A 15671-nucleotide genomic window follows, 5' to 3' on the forward strand; every position below is an offset into this window, starting at 1 on the left:
CTCCTCAGGTGAGTCGTTCCAGGACGGGGGTGAGCGGGGCGGGGTCGGCGTCCCCGAGCGCCGCGAGGAACAGCCAGCCGCGCGGCGCGGCGAGCGTACCGGCGGCCAGCGGGAGCAGGCCCGGGCCGCCGGCGGCGGGCAGCAGCCGGGCCTCGTCCAGGGCGTTGACCAGCCGCTCGAACCAGCCCTCGCCGTCGATCGGGACGAGCCGCAACTCCAGCCGGGCGTCCAGCTGTTGGGCGATCATGCCGGGCGAGAGCCGGGCGTTGGCCTCCAGCACGGGGACGAGTGCGCCGTCGGCGGTGGTCATCGAGTCCACCGACAGCGGCCCCCGGTAGCCGGCCGCGGCGGCGGCCTCGGCGACGGACTCCGCGGTCTCCCGGTAGCCCGCCCGGTCCAGCCGGGCCAGCAGTTCGGGGCTCGGCCGGTCCGAACCCCGGTACGCGTGGCCGTCGTTGAGCACCTGCCGGATGCCGTGCCAGTGCGGCCGGCCGGACGGGTCGATGGTGAAGTGCGCGGCGAAGTCCTCGGCGGGCCGGTGCAGCGGCTCGACGATCAGCTCGATCCGGGCCGAGCGCCGCTCCACCTCCCGGGCCAGGTGCCGCTCCAGGAAGGCGAGCCGCTCGGGCGACTCGACCACCAGGTTGCCCTGGCCGGAGACCCCGTACGGGTCCTTGACCACGCACGGGCCCAGCGCCCCGGCCGCGGCCCGCAGTTCGGCGAGGCCGGTGACGACGGTGCCGGCGCCGGGGTGGCCCAGTTCCGTCGTCCAGGTCTTGGAGTTGACCAGCCGGACGGCGTCCGGCTCCGGCAGCCGCCCGCGCAGCCCCTGCCGGGCGAGCACCGGCGCGGTGCCGGGCAGCACCGCGTACGGCGCGGCCACCGCCCCGGCCAAGCCGGGGACGGGGTGCGCGGCGAGCCGCCGCTCGACCGGCTCCGCCGGGTCGCCGGGGACGGCGAGGTGGCGGCCCCCGAAACCGGCCGCGTGCATCAACTCGGTGAACACGGAGGGTAGTTGGCGGTTGGTCAGCAGGACGTCGCCGGGCCCGCAGAGCACCGCCTGGAGCTGGTCCATCTCCCGGGTCAGGCGTTCGCTGTGCGGGTTGCGCAGCGCGGGCAGGGTGGCCAGCTCCGCGGGGCGCCAGTGGGCCTCGGCGTCGCAGCTGCCGAACCGGACGGTGCCGCTCACGCGGCGCCTTCGGCGGGGGCGAGGAAGCGCTCCTCGATCCGCTCCAGCGTCCGGAAGTCGTCCACGGTGACCTCGGCGAGGTCAATGGGCCGGCCGGAGACGCTCTCCAGCAGGTAGATGAACTCCAGGAAGTCGAGCGAGTCGATCAGCCGGCCCTCGATGAGGTCCTCGGCGGGTTCGACCTCCCGGCCGAGCTTCGGGTTCTTGCCCTGGATCCAGTCGGCGATCTGCTGCACGGGGTGACTCCTCGGTGGGGTGGTCGGGAACGGGCGGGGGGTGTCGGACGGGCGGGAGGTGGTCGGGGAGGAAAGGGAGGTGGTCGGGGAGGGAAGGGGGGTGTCGGTCAGGGCGGCGGCGACCGCGATCGCCCACTCGCCCTCGTGGGTGATGCTGAGCGTCCACTGCGCGAGGCGTTCGGCGCGCAGCCGGCGCAGGGCGGTGCCGTGCGGGTGGACGGCGGGGGCGCCGCCGGGGCCGCGGAGCACTTCGATGTCCCGCCAGCGGATCAACTCGCCGTCGGGGGCGAGCAGTTTGAGGAACGCCTCCTTCGCGGCGAGCCGCCCGGCCAGGGTGGCGTCGGGGGTGCCGTCGGCGGCGGCGAGCTGTTCGCGTTCCCGGGGGGTGAACTGGTCGGCGAGCCAGCGCTCGCCGTGGCGGCGGGCGACAGCGGCGGCGCGGGGGACGTGCACCAGGTCGACGCCGACCCGCAGCCGGGGGTCGGTCCCGTCGGGGGTGTCGCCGAGCATCCGGTGCAGGGCCGCCCGCAGGGCGTCCTCCCCGGTCACCGGGCCGCGACCGGCGCAGGCGGCTGCGCCCGCGCCGGGACGTGTGCCGACACCTGCGCCTCTGCCTGCACCTGTGCCTGCGTCTGCACCTGTGCCTGCACTCGCGCCTGCACCTGCGCCGAGTCCCTCGCCCGCGCGTACTGCTCGCGCAGGCGGGCGAGGATCGCCGCCGCGGGTTCGACGGCGGTGACGGCGCCGCAGCCGAGTCCGGCGTAGCGGGCCATCTCGCCGACCCGGCCCTCGGCCTCCGCGGTGGGTGCGGCGGCGGAGCCGCGCGGGACGGGGCGCCGGCTGCCCATCACGGTGGTCCAGGCGATCAGTGCGGAGGGCAGCGGCGCCGGTGCCTCGGTGACGGCGCTGCGCAGGACGCGGTGGGTGCGGCCGGGCCAGCCGATCGAGAAGCGGTCGGTGACGACGGTGTCGGCCGGTCCGGCGGCGATCAGGTCGCGCCGGTAGTCGGGGTGGGCGGCGGACTCGGCGGCGACGACGAACAGCGTCCCGCACATCGCCCCGTTCGCCCCGGCGGCCAGGACCCGCAGCAGGTCGGCACCGGTGCCGACGGCGCCCGCGGCGAACACCGGCAGGTCGAAGCCGGAGTCGGCGCGCAGCTCGGCGAGCAGGTCGGCGAGCGGCCGCTCGCCGAGGTGGTGGCCGCCGGCCTCGGTGCCCTGGACGGTGACGGCGTGCGCGCCGAGCCCGGCGGCGGTGCGGGCGTCGCGGGGGCTGCCGGTCTGCACCAGCAGCCGGTGTCCGGCGGCGCGCACCCGTTCGGCGAAGGGGCGCGGCGGCAGGCCGTAGCTGTTGACGGTGAGCTGCCGGTCGGCCCGGTCGAGGACGGCGTCGAGCTGCTCGTCGAGCAGCCGGTCGGCGACCTCGGGGATGACGTTGACACCGAAGGTGCGGGTGGTGCGGGCGGCGGTCCGCTCCACCAGGGCGGTGGCCAGGGCGCGGTCGCTCTTGTAGAGGGCGACGGTGCCCAGCGCCCCGGCCTCGCTGACGGCGGCGGCCAGCTCCGGTCCGGCGATGCCGCCCATCCCGGCCTGGACCAGCGGGAGTTCGACGCCGAGCGCGGCGGCGCCCACCGCGGCGGCGGCGTCGGCGGCGGCCACCGCAGCGGCGACGGCGGCACCGGCCGAGGCGGCGCCGGCGTCAGCGGCGCTCATCGCGCACCTCGCGGACCCGTTCGAGCGCGGCGTCGGCACTGCCGTGGGTGAGGATCGCGGCGTGCACCCAGCGCTCGGCGCCGAACGCGGTGCAGCCGCTGTGCGCGGCCTCGCCGCCGGAGGTGATGCCGAGGCGGTCGCCGAAGAAGTTGCGGTGCCGGTTGACGGAGGCGATGGCGGTGCCGTCGACGGCCAGGAACTCGTACTTGACCGGGTCGAGGGCCATCAGCTTGGCGCGCGAGCCGGTGCGGTCGTAGAACGGGTCGTTGGCGGGCTGGTAGTCGAGGACGATGCCGAGGGCGGCGGCGAGGTCGAGGACGAACTCCTTGGAGCGGGCGAGGTGGTCGCGCACGCCGTCGGGGGTGCCGAGGTAGAGCACCTCGCGCATGTGGAAGCCCCACAGGCGGCGCAGCCCGTCGTAGTGGTCCTCGTTGCGGAAGCAGCGGCCGATGGCGGTGACCCGCTGCCCGTCGCCGACCTCGGCGCCGGAGAGCGAGAGCAGCAGGCCGTAGCAGGTGGCGGAGGGCAGCAGGTAGCCGGTGGGGTGGACGCCCTGCTCGGCGGGGGGCTCCCCGGCGGCGAGGGCGTCCAGGGTGTCGCCCCGGTAGCGGGCGGCGGCGACGCCCAGGTGCGGGAAGTTGCGGAAGTAGTCGAGCTTGGCGAGCCCTTCGGCGGGCAGCAGCGGCGGGCCGATCACGGCGGGGGCGTGCAGTTGCTCGGCGAGGCCGGTGAACAGCGCGTCGAGTTCGGTCAGCAGCGCGGCGCGGACGGGGTCGAGGACGACCAGGCCGGGGCCGGGCTCGCGCAGCGGGGGCAGGTCGGCGGTGCGGGTGCTCATGCGGGTTCCCTTGCTGGGCGCGGGGGTCGGTGGGTTCTCAGGCGGCGTCGAGCACGCCGATGCGGCGGTAGAACGCGGTGGTGCGGGAGGTGATGGCGGCGTGCGCGGCCTGCCGGGCGGGGTCGGCGATGACCCGGGCGCGGAAGGCCAGCGGGTCGGGGATGCCCGCGTCGCGGTAGGCGTCGACGCTGTACAGCTGCTGGATCGAGGACTGGACGTACTTCTCGACGTACTGCCGGCCGCGCTCGGTCTCCCGCTCGTCCCCGGCCTCGACCAGGCGCTGCCACAGCGCGCGCACCAGTTGGGCGCCGAACGCGATGTGCCGGGACTCGTCCTGGTGGTGGACCCGGTTGATGGCGCGGATGGTCTCGGGCAGCGCGGTGTCGGCGGCCATCCTGCTGTTGAAGTGGTCGACGATCTGCTCGAAGATCAGGATGCGGCTGAACACCACGAAGTTGTCGAGCCGCGCGGAGTGCTTCTCGGCGGAGAAGGCCATCGACCGGTCGGGGAACAGCCGGCCGCCGTAGCGCAGGCAGAACTCGGCGAAGAACCACATGTGTTCGTTCTCCTCGCCGAGGAAGTGGTGGAAGAACGGGGTGGGGATCTCGTAGCCGGGGGCGTGGATGCGCCGGACGACCTCCTGCATCAGCTCGCGGATGCCGTGCACGTTGAGGCTGTAGAAGTTGATGCTCTCCCACTTCGACAGCGCCAGGTACTGCTCGCGGCTCAACTCGGCCGCTGCGGCGGTGCCGTGGACGGTGAGCAGGTCCTCGCTCATCCACAGGGCGCCCTCGGGGATGCGCTCGGGCCAGTCGAAGGTCTGGTAGGGGTTGTAGTACTCGTTCTCGGCGGCGGCGGTCAGCCGGGTGACGGCGGCGGCCACCTCCTCGTCCCAGACGGGCGCGGTGTCGGCGGTCGGGGCGGCGGTGGTCATGCGGGGTTCCTCTCGGTGCGACGGTCGGGGGGTGGCGGCCCGCGCTCGGCGGCTACGCGGTTCAGCGGCCGAAAGCGGCGACGGCGACGGCGGCGACGGGTTCGACGGCGACGGCAACAGCGACGGCGACGGCGACGGCGACGGGTTCGACCGGCTCAGCGGTCGAAGTCGAAGGCGACGGCGGCGAGTTCGACCGGCTCGGCGGCGGCGGCCACCAGCAGGCCCTCGAAGGCGCGCAGCACCCGTTCGATGTCCTGGCGGGGGATCAGTGCGGTGTCGGCCATCAGGTACAGCAGTGCGGTGTCGGGCGCGTAGGTGGTGTGGACGAAGAACAGCGCGTCCTGGCGCTCCCAGGAGCCGACGTGGAAGATCCGGGTCTTCGCGGTGAGCGGCGCGAGGTCCTCCGGGGTGGCGGGGACGTCCGGCAGGTCCTCCCAACGGTCGTGCATCCGCTTGTCGTTGAAGAAGTGGCCGAGTTGCAGCACGCCGCCGTTGCGTTCCCGAGCGGCGTCGAGCACCTCGTCGACGGCGATCGGGTCGTAGTGGGCGTGCCGGTAGGCGTTCATGCCGGCCAGGAAGGCGCGCTTGACGGCCTGGTCGAAGGTGCCGGTGCCGACGTCGAGGGAGAACAGGGCGTTCTCGGCCATCGCGGCGACCAGGCGGCGGGTGCGGTCGTCGTGCCGGTTCACGGCGATGAGTTGCAGCGGGACGAGGGGGTGCCCGGTCCAGGCGCCGAGCACCGCGGCGGTGGCGGCGAGCAGCACGGTGCCGGTGGAGACCTGGCAGCGTTCGGCGATCGCGGTGGCGGCGACGGCGGCGGCCGGGGAGTCCATGCCGAGGCGGACGAAGCGTTCGGGGCGCCCCTGGTCGTCGACCGGCGGGAACAGCGCGGGCGGGGTCTTCTCCAGGGTGCGCCGCCAGTGCTCGACGGCGGCAGCGCCGCGCCGGGCGCCCTCCCCCTCGCTCTCGTACCCGGCCTGGTCGAGCGGCTGCCAGTCGGGGGCGGGGCCCTGCTCCCCGGCGAGCAACTCCCGCAGGTCGCGCTCCAGTTCGCGCACCGCCCAGAAGTCCACGCCGAGGTGGGAGAAGACCAGCACCAGGTGGGCGGGCCGGCCGCCGTCGCGCACCAGGGCGCAGCGGAACGGGATCTCCTCGGTGTGCCGGAACGTCCGGGCGACCAGCTCGTCGGCGACCCGGGCGGCGGTGTCCGCGGCGGTGCCGGGGGCGGCGTCGACCACGGGGTAGCGCAGGGTGCCGGTGTCGGTGAGGTGCTGGCGCCAGCCGTCGGCGCCCTCGTGGAAGGTGGTGCGCAGCGCCTCGTGCCGCTCCAACAGCGCGACGATCGCCGCGTCCACCTGCAACTGGCTCGTCCCGTCCGGCAGTTGGGCGATCCGGCGGATGTTGAAGTAGTGGGCGCCCTCGTCCAGCCAGCGGATGGACTTCCAGATCGCGCGCTGGCCCCAGGTCATGGGCGCGGTGCCGGTCCTGGCACCGCGGTAGGCCACCGTACGGGTGTCAACGCTCTCCACAGCAGCGGGTTCCTCTCCGGTACGCGCCGGTGGGACGGCGCGCGGACGAGGGCCGTCGGCGGGAAGGAGGCGACGGCCGGGCGGAAACGGGGCGTGCGACCGGGGGATGCGTTCCGGGCGGCCGGCCTGATGGGCGCGGCGGCGCGGCGGAACAACCCTCCCGGCAGCGGGCCTGCCGCAGCCCGGGAACATGCGCCAACCCCCGTCGAGCGCAAGGAGAACGAGTACCGGCGGTGTCCGGCCGGTCCCGATCCGGACAGGACGCTAGCCCGGATGTCGATCAAATGTCTAGACCAAACGGAAGACTCGCCCACGCTTCCGCCGTCGTTCGCAACCAACTCCGAGTGACTGTCAGGTGAATTCTTGACGGACTTGACGGCCCTGCAGCAGACTCGGGGACCCGTGCCCCCCGGCGACATCGACGTCCCGGCTGTCGGGCACCCTCCCGCGTTCCCGCCCCGCGCCGCCCCTCCGCCCCGCGGCGCTCCCGGGCGCACCCCGTCCCGTTCGACGAGACCCACCGAAACCCGGAGGCACCCGCCCGTGCCCTCTCCCGCCCCGCCGTCCGCACCCGCGCCCGCCGCGCCTCCCCCGCCCGCCGCACCCTCCCCGCCCTCCGGGCCCGGGCCGGGGGCGGCCGGAGCCCCGCCCGCCCCCGGCCTGCCGGAACGGCTGCGCCGCCGCGTCCGGCACCGGCTGGCCGCCGCCCGGCTGCTGCGCCTGCTGCACCCGGCCCTGCTGGCCGGGGCGACCGTGCTGCACCTGGCGGTCGGCCTGCTGCCGATCGGCTTCATCGCCGCCACCAGCCACCTGATCGCCGCCCTGCCCGCCGCCCGCACCGGCGGCGGCGGGCCGACCGCGGCGCTGCTGATCGCCGCCGCCGCGTTCGTCCTGCACCAGGCGCTCGCCCCGTTCCAGTCCCTGGTCGGCGAACTGGTGGCCCGGCAGGTCGACGGCGCCCGGATCGCCGACCTGATGGCCTGCGCCCTGGACGGCCTGGACAGTGCCGAACTGGAGGAGCAGGACGTCCTCGACCTGCTCGCCGAGGCCCGCGGCGGCTTCGACCGCCTCTCGCCCACCCCGGGCGAGGCCGCCGCCGGCACCCTGGCCCTGCTCGCCCGTTACGCCCAACTGCTGGGCGCGGCCACCGTGGTGGGCATCGCCCTGGGCTGGCTCCCGGCCCTGCTGGTGACCGCCGCCGCGCTGGTCATCCGGGCCGGGCAGCGCGGCGCGCTGAGCCGCTTCGGTGCGGCCCGCGCCACCATGACCGGCCGCCGCCGGCGCCTGGCGTACCTGCGCAGGACCGCCACCGGCACCGGCCTCGCCAAGGAGGCCCGGATGCTCGGCCTGGTCCCCTGGCTGCGCGAACGGCACACCGCCGAGGCCCGCCGCTACCTCGAACCGCTCTGGGCCACCCGCCGCCGCCTGCTGTTCCGTCCCTTCCTCGGCCTGGCCGCGGTCGGCCTGCTCGGCGGCGGCGCGGCCCTCGCCCTGCTCGCCCGGGGCGGCGCGGCGCACACCCTGACGCTGCTCCAGCTCTCCGCCGCCCTCCAGGCGGTGCTGGTGCCGATGCGGTTCGGCGTGTTCTTCCCCGAGAGCGACATGCAGACCCTGTACGGGCTGACCGCCGAGGACGCCCTGCGCACCCTCGAACAGCGCCCGTCCCGCGCACCGGCACCCGCCGACGCGTCCGGAGGCACCGCCACCGCCGGGGACGGGGTGCCGGCCGGCGGGACGATCCGGCTGGAGGACGTCTCCTTCCGCTACCGCCCCGACGGCCCCGACGTGCTGCACCACCTCGACCTGGAGCTGCCGCCCGGCCGCTCCACCGCCGTGGTCGGCCTCAACGGCGCGGGCAAGACCACCGTGGTGCGGCTGCTCGCCCGGCTGCGCGAACCCACCGCCGGACGGATCACCGTCGACGGGGCCGACCTGGCCCACCGCCCGGTGGCCGACTGGCACCGGCGGATCGCGGTGATCTTCCAGGACTTCGCCCGCTACGAGCTCACCGGCGCCGAGAACATCGCCCTCGGCCGGCCCGCCCGGCTCACCGACCGGACCGCGCTGCGGGCCGCCGCCGACCGGGCCGGGGTCCTCGACGTGCTCGACGCGCTGCCCGACGGCCTGGACACCGTGCTCAGTTCGCACTACCGGGGCGGCAGCGACCTGTCCGGCGGGCAGTGGCAGCGGGTCGCCCTGGCCCGGGCCATGCTGGCCCTCGCCGACGGCGCCTCCCTGCTCGTCCTGGACGAGCCCACCGCCCAGCTCGACGTCCGCGCCGAGGCCGCGTTCTTCGACCGTTTCCTGGAGATCACCCGCGGCGTCACCAGCGTCATCATCGCGCACCGCTTCTCCAGCGTCCGGCGCGCCGACCACATCGTCGTCCTCGACGGCGGCCGGGTCGCCGAGTCCGGCACCCACGACGAACTGCTGGCCCTGGACGGCGAGTACGCCCGCCTGTTCCGCGCCCAGGCCGAACGCTTCACCGCCGACGCCGACGCCGACGCCGCTGCCAGCCTCGTCACCCCTGCCACCGACGCCGCTGCCACCACTGCCGACGCCGACGCCACCACCGCCGACTCCCCGGACGCCACCGGCGCCGGCACCCCGCCCGCCGAGGAGGCCCCGCGGTGACCGACCTGATCCCGGCCCTGCGCCACCTGCTGGTCCTCGCCTGGCGGTGCGACCCGCGCCGACTGCTGCGCGCCGCCGCCATGATGGCGGCCGGCTGCCTCGCCACCCCGCTGATCGCCCTGTGCCTGAAGGGCCTCACCACCGAGACGCTGGCCGGGCACGGCGGCAGCGCCGTCCTGCTCGGCCTGGCCGCCGCCGTCCTGCTGGTGCTCGAACTGATGATGGGTCACTTCGCGCACCTGGCCTACTTCGAGCTCGGCGACCTCGGCGAGGTCGAGCTGCAGAACCGGCTGGTCGCCCTCGCGCACGGCGCGCCCGGCCTGGAGGACCTCGACACCCCCCGGTTCGCCGACACGCTCGCGCTCGTCCGCGACGACCTGCCGCGCACCCGGGCCTCGCTCGAAGCGGCCCTGCAACTCGCCGGTCTGGCCATCCAGTTGGGTCTGACGGCGGTGCTGCTCGGCCTGCTCGACCCGTGGCTGCTGCTGCTCCCGCTGCTGGGGGCCGTCCCGGTGCTGGCCGGCCACCGGGCCCAGCGCCTGCTGGACGCCGCCAAGGAGTCCGCCGCCCCGCACCAGCGCCTCGGCCGCCACCTGCTGGACGTCGCCACCGGCCACGCCACCGCCAAGGAGGCCCGGCTGGCCGGTGCCGCGCCCTTCCTGCTCGACCGCCACCACCGCGAGTGGCGCGCCACCACCCGCCTGCTCGGCGGCGCCCACACCCGGGCCGCCGCCCTGCGCGCGGGCGGCCAGCTCTGCTTCGCGCTCGGCTACGCCGCCGCGATCTGGCTGGTGGTCCGGCAGGCCCAGCACGGCGTCTCGCCGCTCGGCGACGTCATCCTGGTGATCACGCTGGCCGCCCAGCTCTCGCTCCAGGTCGGCACCGCGATCCAGCTGCTCACCGTCCTCCAGGACGCCGGCCGCACCGCCCACCGCCTCGACGCCCTGAAACCCTCGATCCCCTTCCCCTCCAAGCCTTCTGACGACACATCAGCTCCGCTCGTCCTGGCCCGCGGCATCCGGCTCGAACACGTCTCCTTCCAGTACCCGGGCAGCACCCGGCGGGTGCTGGACGACGTCACGCTCGACATCCCGGCCGGCACCGCGCTCGCCGTGGTCGGCGAGAACGGCGCCGGCAAGAGCACCCTGATCAAGCTGCTCTGCGGCCTCTACCGGCCGACCGGCGGACGCGTCCTGGTCGACGGCGTCGACCTGGCCGCCGCCGACCCCGCCGACTGGCAGCGCCGGGTCGCCACCCTGTTCCAGGACTTCGCCCGCCTCGAACTGCGCCTGCGCGACAACACCGGCATCGGCGACCTCGACCGGATCGACGACGACGCGGCCCTGGCCGCCGCCCTGGACGCCGCCGAGGCCGCCCCGGTGGCCGCCGCCGTCCCCGGCGGCCTGGACGGCCTGATCGGGCGCAGCTACGGCGACGGCGTGGACCTGTCCGGCGGGCAGTGGCAGAAGCTCGGCCTGGCCCGCGCCCTGCTGCGCCGCGACCCGCTGCTGCTGGTCCTGGACGAGCCGGCCTCCGCACTGGACGCGGCAGCCGAGCAGGCCCTGTTCGAACGGTTCGCCCGGCTGGTCGCGGACTCCCGCTCCCGGACCGGCGCGGTCAGCGTGCTGGTCTCGCACCGCTTCTCCACCGTCCGGATGGCCGACCTGATCCTGGTCCTGGAACACGGCCGCCTCGCCCAGGCCGGCACCCACGAGGACCTGCTCGCCGCCGGCGGCCTGTACGCGGAGCTGTACCGCCTCCAGGCCCGGGTGTACGCCTGACCCCACCGCCGACGGGGACGGGGACGGGGCCGACGACCGTCTCCGCCCCCGCACCCGCCCGCCCGCCCGCCCGCCGTCAGCGTCAGGAGGTGGGCAGGACCAGGGCCCAGGTGTCGACGGAGAAGTCCACCTCCATGCCGTGCTTGCGGTACAGCTCCGGCGCGCCGGTCGCGTTCTCGGTGTCGACGCCCAGGCCGACGGCGGAGCGGCCGTCGGCGGCGTGCACCGCGAAGAAGTGCCGGAGCAGGTAGCCGCCGAGGCCGCGGCCGCGGGCGGCGGGCAGGACACCGATGTTGAACGCCCAGGCCAGGGTGGGGAGTCGGACGCCGGTGCGCAGCACGCCGACGTCGCCCTGGCCGTCGAGTTCGGCGACCCAGACCCGGGACCAGTCGACGGTGTCGGCGTGGATGTCGGCCAGCCACTGCTCGTAGCCGCGGGGCTTGAAGTCGTAGTGCTCGGCGAAGGTCTGCTGGAGCAGCCGGTGGGCGATCCGCCGGTCCTCCTCCCGGGCGCAGTCGCGCAGCCGTACTCCGGCGGGGGGTTCGGGCAGCGGGTCGGTCTCCGGGGAGACGTCGCGCCGCAGGGCGTGGTGGCGGCGGGCGAGCCGCCAGCCGCGGGCCCGCATCGCGTCGGTGTCGGTGGTGGGTTCGGCGTTGAGCAGCAGGTGCAGGACCGCGCGGTCGGCGCCGTTGCGGCGGGCGAGTTCGGTGGCGCGGGCCTCCATCAGGTCGAACAGGTGCAGGCCGCCCGCGAGTTGGCCCGGCAGCAGGTACTGGTCGAGGTCGATCCGCTCGCCGCCGGAGCGGTCGCGGACCAGCCCGTACCCGACCAACTGCCCGTCGGCGTCGTGCAGGAGCCAGGTGTCGCGCGCCAAGTCGACGTCTGGTCGGCCGAGTTCGGACTCCACCTCGTCGGGTTCGGTCTCCGCCCACCCGATCTCCATCTCGTCCACCTGGTTCAGCAGCGCGCAGACCGCCGCCGCGTCCCCGGCCGCCGCGGGCCGCACCGTCATACCGTCCGGGAGTGCCATCGCCGCTCCCCCTCCTCCGTCGTCGACTTCTCCGGCAAACCCACCCTTTCTATCCGGCCGACCGACTCCGCCTCACGACTTTCCCGTTTCCCGCCCACGATCGCCCGTCATCGCCCCCGTCCGTCCACCGCATCCGCGTAGCCGTCGACGATGACCCCCCAGGGTGCGCCGGTGACCCAGGTCGGAGTCGAGCCCGGCACCGGTGGCGAGGGCCTGCGCGAAGTGCGGCCGGGCCCCGGGAGCCGCCGACCGTCCACCGGCACCCCGCCCGGGGCGGGGCGGGCGGAGCACCGGCGGCGCCCGGGCGGGCTACTGGTGGCGCAGGGCGGCGGCGATGTGTTCGGCGGGGTCGACGAGGTGGCTGTGGTCGTCGTCGCCGAGGTCGACCTGCGCCCAGCGGATGGTGGCGGTGAAGCGGCCGTGGGGGTCGGTGTAGCCCTCGTAGACGGGCATCGCGGTGTCGCGGCCGACGTCCATGCCCTCGTCGAAGGAGAAGTAGAGGGGGTGGGTGCGTTCGATGCGGCCCTGGGCGACCCGGGCACCGTCGAGGAAGAGCGTGAGGGTGCCGCCCTTGCCGATGCCGCCGCCGTCGTAGGCGAACTCGGCGCGGACCTGGTGGGTGCCCGCGGGGAGCGGGTCGGGGGCGGTGACGGTGCTCCGGAGCAGGCCGCAGTAGTTGTAGTGGAAGGCGAGGCGGCCCTTGTCGGCCATCAGGACCCAGCCGCCGGTGCGGCCGCCCTGGCAGACGACAACGCCTTCGGCGCCGGCGTCGGGGACGTCGAGTTCGGCGGTGACGTTGAACGACTTGTTCTTGACGTTCAGGGCGACGTTCTCGCCGAGTCGGGTCATGCCGGGGTAGAGGCGCAGGGTGGTGCCGCGGAAGAGGGTGGGGCGTCCGGCGAGGTCGGGGTTCATGCGTTCGGCGGCGCGGTCGTCCATCGGCAGGACGTTGTGGCGGACGGCTTCGATGAGGAAGAGCTGCTGCAGTTCTGCGAGCTTCTCCGGGTGCCGGGCCGCGATGTCGTGGGCCTGGGTCCAGTCGGTGCCGGTGTCGTAGAGCTCCCACTGGTCGGAGTTGAAGTCGGTGCCCTGGGCGAGCAGGTCCCAGGGGGTGCGGTGCTTGGTGACCGCCGTCCAGCCCTTGTGGTAGATGCCGCGGTTGCCCATCAGCTCGAAGTACTGCACGTGGCGGGTCTCGGGCGCGTCGGGGTGGGTGAGGGTCGGCGCGAAGGTCACGCCCTGCATCGGGGTCTGGGTGACGCCGTTGACGGTGTGGGGCTCGGCGATGCCGGCGAGGTCGAGGACGGTGGGGGCGACGTCGATGACGTGGTGCCACTGGTGGCGGACGCCACCGGCGTCGGTGACCTTGGCGGGCCAGTGCAGGATGGTGCCGTTGCGGGTGCCGCCGTAGTGCGAGGCGACCTGCTTGGTCCACTGGTAGGGGGTGCACATGGCGTGCGCCCAGCCGACCGCGTAGTGGTTGTAGGCGTGCGGGCCGCCGATCTCCTCCAGGCGCTCGGTCCAGAACTCCGGGGTCTCGAACTCGGCTCCGCCGTTGGAGGCGTTGGTGACCATGTACGAGCCGTGCAGGCCGCCCTCGGCGGAGGCCCCGTTGTCCCCGATGATGTACATCACCAGCGTGTCGTCCAGGACGCCGAGCTCGCCCAGGGCGTCGACCAGGCGGCCGGTGTGGTGGTCGGCGTACTCCAGGTAGGACGCGTACACCTCCATCTGCCGGATCAGCACCGGCTTCCACGCCTCGTCGACGTCCTCCCAGGCGGGGATCTCGGCCGGCCGGGCGGTCAGCTGCGCGTCGGCGGGGACCACGCCGAGCTCCTTCTGCCGCTGGAAGGTCGCCTCACGCACGGCGTCCCAGCCCTGGTCGAACTCTCCCCGGTACCTGGGGATCCAGTCCTTGGGGACGTGGTGGGGGGTGTGGGTGGCGCCGGGCGAGAAGTAGAGGAAGAACGGCTTGTCGGGGGTGAGGGACTTCTGCTGGCGGACGTAGGCGATGGCCTGGTCCGCGAGGTCGGGCATGAGGTGGTAATCGGGGTCGTCCGGCGGGTCGATCGCGGTGGTGCCGTCGACCAGGGCGGGCGCCCACTGGTTGGTCTCGCCGCCGATGAAGCCGTAGAACTTCTCGAAGCCGCTGTTGGTGGGCCAGTGGTCGAACGGTCCGGTCGGTCCCGACTCCCACACGGGCACCTCGTGGCACTTGCCGAACTGCGCGGTGTTGTAGCCGTTCTGACGCAGGATCTCCGCCAGCGGGGTCGCCGAGTTGGGCCGCACCGAGCTGTAGCCGGGCGAGGCGGTCGCGGTCTCGGTGATGTGCCCCATCCCCACCGAGTGGTGGTTGCGCCCGGACAGCAGCGCGGCCCGGGTCGGCGCGCACAGGGACGTGGTGTGGAAGCGGGAGTACTTGAGGCCGCCGGCCGCGAGCCGCTCGGCGGTGGGAGTGCGGACCGGGCCGCCGAACGCGCTGGAGGCGCCGAACCCGACGTCGTCCAACAGGATCAGCAGCACGTTCGGCGCCTGCGCGGGCGGTCGCTTCACCTCGACCGGCGGCAGGGGCTCGTCCAGGTCCCGGACGTCCACCGCCAGGGGGCCCTGGTACGGCCGGTCCGGTACCGGAAGACTCGTCAAACGCTCATCGGACATGCCACGCCATCCTCTGCCTCGAAGAATCCCCTCAATTCGGGCATTATCCGCAGAACGGCCGCCCGGTGGGGGGAGCCGGTCCGGCGTGGCACGCCCCGTGCGCCCCGGCCGGCCGGGGATCATGGGCGAATGGACGAGACCACCACCCCGGCGGCGCCGATCGGGTTGCGGCGGGCACCGAAGGGCATGGCGTGGATCCCCGGTGGCACCTTCCTGATGGGCAGTGAGGACTTCTACCCGGAGGAGCGCCCCGTCCACCCGGTGGCGGTGGACGGCTTCTTCCTCGACGTCCACCCCGTGACCGTCGCCGCGTTCCGCCGCTTCGTGCAGGACACCGGCCACCTGACCCTCGCCGAACGCCCCCTCGACCCGGCCCGCTACCCGGACGCGGACCCCGCGCTGCTGGTGCCCGGTTCCCTGGTGTTCCGTCAGACCCCGGGCCCCGTCCCGCTGGACGACTACCGGCGCTGGTGGGAGTACGTCCCCGGGGCGAACTGGCGCCACCCCGAAGGCCCGGGCTCCACCCTGGACGGCCGCGAACTCCACCCCGTCACCCACGTCGCCCACCAGGACGCCCTCGCCTACGCCGCCTGGGCCGGCAAGGACCTCCCCACCGAGGCCGAGTGGGAGTACGCCGCCCGCGGCGGCCTGGAGGGCGCCACCTACGCCTGGGGCGACGACTTCACCCCCCGCGGCCGCCGGATGGCCAACACCTGGCACGGCGACTTTCCCTGGCGCCCCGACACCCCCACCGGCCGCCCCGGCACCACCCCCGTCGGCCGCTACCCCGCAGGCGGCCACGGCCTGCACGACATGACCGGCAACGTCTGGGAGTGGACCGCCGACCACTACACCACCCGCCACCCCGACGCCCCCGCCAAACCCTGCTGCGTCCCCCGCAACCCCCGCAACCAGCACGGCGCCCCGGGCCCCGACGGCTTCGCCCGCCGCACCATCAAGGGCGGGTCCCACCTCTGCGCCCCCTCCTACTGCCTGCGCTACCGCCCCGCCGCCCGCCAGGGCGAGAGCGAGGACACCTCCACCTGCCACCTCGGCTTCCGCTGCATCCGACGACGGCTCTGACCGGTCCCGTCCCTCCGGCCCGGAACCCCGCAGCCGGACGCCACCCG

The 15671-nt window shown here is 74.8% G+C and carries 11 protein-coding genes and 1 pseudogene; 3 read left to right on the top strand and 9 right to left on the bottom strand.

The annotated features are described in order from the left end of the window. Nucleotides 1–4: 4 nt before the first annotated feature. The 7 genes and pseudogenes from ACIP60_RS19640 to ACIP60_RS19670 all read right to left on the bottom strand — a co-directional run bounded on the left by ACIP60_RS19640 (nt 5) and on the right by ACIP60_RS19670 (nt 6438). Nucleotides 5–1189: a hypothetical protein gene (locus ACIP60_RS19640; RefSeq protein ID WP_400686068.1), complete on the bottom strand. Its 1185-nt coding sequence runs from the start codon at nt 1187–1189 to the stop codon at nt 5–7. Then, nucleotides 1186–1425, bottom strand: a complete 240-nt coding sequence (locus ACIP60_RS19645; RefSeq protein WP_282206433.1) for an acyl carrier protein — start codon at nt 1423–1425, stop codon at nt 1186–1188. The genes ACIP60_RS19640 and ACIP60_RS19645 overlap by 4 nt, the downstream gene beginning before the upstream one ends. A gap of 129 nt (nt 1426–1554) precedes the next feature. Further along, nucleotides 1555–1935: pseudogene (locus ACIP60_RS19650) on the bottom strand (holo-ACP synthase); the annotation flags it as partial. A gap of 35 nt (nt 1936–1970) precedes the next feature. Beyond that, nucleotides 1971–3137 (bottom strand): NAD(P)H-dependent flavin oxidoreductase, encoded by a 1167-nt coding sequence (locus ACIP60_RS19655; RefSeq protein WP_400686071.1) that lies wholly within the window; start codon nt 3135–3137, stop codon nt 1971–1973. Next, entirely contained in the window at nt 3124–3975 is an 852-nt protein-coding gene (locus ACIP60_RS19660; protein ID WP_400686074.1) for a hypothetical protein, read from the bottom strand. The genes ACIP60_RS19655 and ACIP60_RS19660 overlap by 14 nt, the downstream gene beginning before the upstream one ends. 37 nt (nt 3976–4012) lie before the next feature. Further along, on the bottom strand, nt 4013–4909 hold the full coding sequence (locus tag ACIP60_RS19665; RefSeq protein ID WP_100835105.1) for a diiron oxygenase: 897 nt from the start codon (nt 4907–4909) through the stop codon (nt 4013–4015). Nucleotides 4910–5064: 155 nt separating this feature from the next. Beyond that, nucleotides 5065–6438, bottom strand: coding sequence for a condensation domain-containing protein (locus ACIP60_RS19670; RefSeq protein ID WP_400686077.1), 1374 nt, complete (start codon nt 6436–6438; stop codon nt 5065–5067). Between the two features lie 543 nt (nt 6439–6981). Between ACIP60_RS19670 and ACIP60_RS19675 the strand changes: the two genes are divergently transcribed. Beyond that, nucleotides 6982–9072 (top strand): ABC transporter ATP-binding protein, encoded by a 2091-nt coding sequence (locus tag ACIP60_RS19675; protein WP_400686080.1) that lies wholly within the window; start codon nt 6982–6984, stop codon nt 9070–9072. Continuing rightward, nucleotides 9069–10853 (top strand): ABC transporter ATP-binding protein, encoded by a 1785-nt coding sequence (locus tag ACIP60_RS19680; protein WP_400686083.1) that lies wholly within the window; start codon nt 9069–9071, stop codon nt 10851–10853. The genes ACIP60_RS19675 and ACIP60_RS19680 overlap by 4 nt, the downstream gene beginning before the upstream one ends. An 82-nt stretch (nt 10854–10935) precedes the next feature. On the opposite strand, the gene ACIP60_RS19685 is transcribed toward ACIP60_RS19680, so the two are convergent. Further along, nucleotides 10936–11883, bottom strand: a complete 948-nt coding sequence (locus ACIP60_RS19685) for a GNAT family N-acetyltransferase (RefSeq protein WP_282204948.1) — start codon at nt 11881–11883, stop codon at nt 10936–10938. A 309-nt stretch (nt 11884–12192) separates the two neighbouring features. Next, nucleotides 12193–14541, bottom strand: coding sequence for an arylsulfatase (locus tag ACIP60_RS19690; protein WP_400686086.1), 2349 nt, complete (start codon nt 14539–14541; stop codon nt 12193–12195). A 129-nt stretch (nt 14542–14670) separates the two neighbouring features. On the opposite strand from ACIP60_RS19690, the gene ACIP60_RS19695 reads away from it, so the two are divergent. Continuing rightward, on the top strand, nt 14671–15624 hold the full coding sequence (locus tag ACIP60_RS19695) for a formylglycine-generating enzyme family protein (protein ID WP_400686089.1): 954 nt from the start codon (nt 14671–14673) through the stop codon (nt 15622–15624). Nucleotides 15625–15671 lie beyond the last annotated feature (47 nt).

Source organism: Kitasatospora sp. NPDC088783, from assembly GCF_044750705.1.
GTDB classification, from domain to species: domain Bacteria; phylum Actinomycetota; class Actinomycetes; order Streptomycetales; family Streptomycetaceae; genus Kitasatospora; species Kitasatospora fiedleri.